We start from the raw sequence: 1,193 nt of genomic DNA, 5'->3' as shown, positions 1-1,193 counted from the left end.
GCGACAGCCTGCGCGCGATCGTCGATCCCGAATTGCGCGCGGTGCTCGAAGGATTGGGGGCCGGCCTCGCCGCGCCGCCGTTCAAACTGGGAAAGATCGATTGATGCGTATGTTCGCCATCCTCGTTCCGCTGGCCGTCGGCGCGCTCGTTGCGGGGGGCGCGACCGCGCAGCAGCCAAAGGCAAAGGCCGCCGCCCCGCGCGACTGGTCGACCTATGTCGTGCAAGCGCCGTCGGGCGCCTATCTGATCGGCAACCCGGCCGCGAAGGTGCGGCTGGTCGAATATCTCAGCTACACTTGCGGGCATTGCGCGGAGTTCATGGCCGAAGCGAAAGTGCCACTGAAGGATGGTTATGTCCGGCGCGGTATGGTGCGAATCGAAGTGCGCCACGCCGTGCGCGACCCGCTCGACATGGCCGCTGCGCTGCTCGCGCGTTGCGCCGGGCCGCGCGGTTTTGTCGGTGCGACCGATGCGATCTTTGCCGAGCAGCGCGACTGGGCGCGCCGTGGCGCGGCATGGTGGCAGGGCAATGCGGCGGCGCTGCAATCCGAAACGCGATTGATGCAGCTCAAGGCGGCAGCGGAAGGATCGGGCCTCGCCACGCTGATGCGCGGCCGCGGCATGAGCGATGCGACGATCAACCAGTGTTTCGCGACCCCGACCGACCTCAATCGCCTGACCGCGATGGCCGACGCATCGTGGAAGGTGATTAAGGGTACCCCCACCTTCGTGATCAATGGCAAGACCGGTGGCGGCGGACATTGGGAGACGCTCGAACCCGAACTGCGTGCCGCCGGTGCGCGCTGACCATCCCCCAACGTGTGGAGACGTGACTTGAAGCGAATTGTAATCGGGCTGGTATCGGCACTGGCGCTGGCCAGCTGCGGTGGCGACAATGCCGGCAACAACAGCAGCGCCGCGCCTGCGGCCCCGGTCGCGGGCGCATCCGCACCGGCGGGAACCGCATGGGTCGACACCGTGGTCAAGACGCCCGAAGGCGGCTTCCGCATGGGCAACCCGGACGCGCCGATCAAGCTGATCGAATATGGCTCGCGCACCTGCGGCCATTGCGCGAACTTTGCCGTGACGGGTATGGAACCGCTCAAGGCCTATATCGCGACCGGCAAGGTCAGCTTCGAATTCCGCGACTTCCTGCTCAACCCGATCGACGTCGGTGCGGCGCTGGCGGGTC

2 protein-coding genes are annotated in these 1,193 nt (G+C 66.8%); both read left to right on the top strand.

Annotated features, from left to right (window positions below; translation table 11 throughout):
• Positions 1–103 precede the first annotated feature (103 nt).
• The gene (locus tag AX681_RS20115; protein ID WP_082738193.1) at positions 104–808 is read left to right on the top strand and encodes a DsbA family protein; all 705 of its coding nucleotides are present in this window, start codon (positions 104–106) and stop codon (positions 806–808) included.
• A 27-nt stretch (positions 809–835) separates the two neighbouring features.
• Positions 836–1,193, top strand: a 358-nt coding sequence (locus tag AX681_RS20110) for a thioredoxin domain-containing protein (protein WP_156456150.1), incomplete at its 3' end; no start/stop codon positions are given.

The sequence above is a fragment of the Sphingomonas sp. CCH9-E2 genome (assembly GCF_001557215.1).
Taxonomy (GTDB): Bacteria; Pseudomonadota; Alphaproteobacteria; order Sphingomonadales; family Sphingomonadaceae; genus Sphingomonas.
This window is presented reverse-complemented; position numbering and strand designations above follow the sequence as displayed.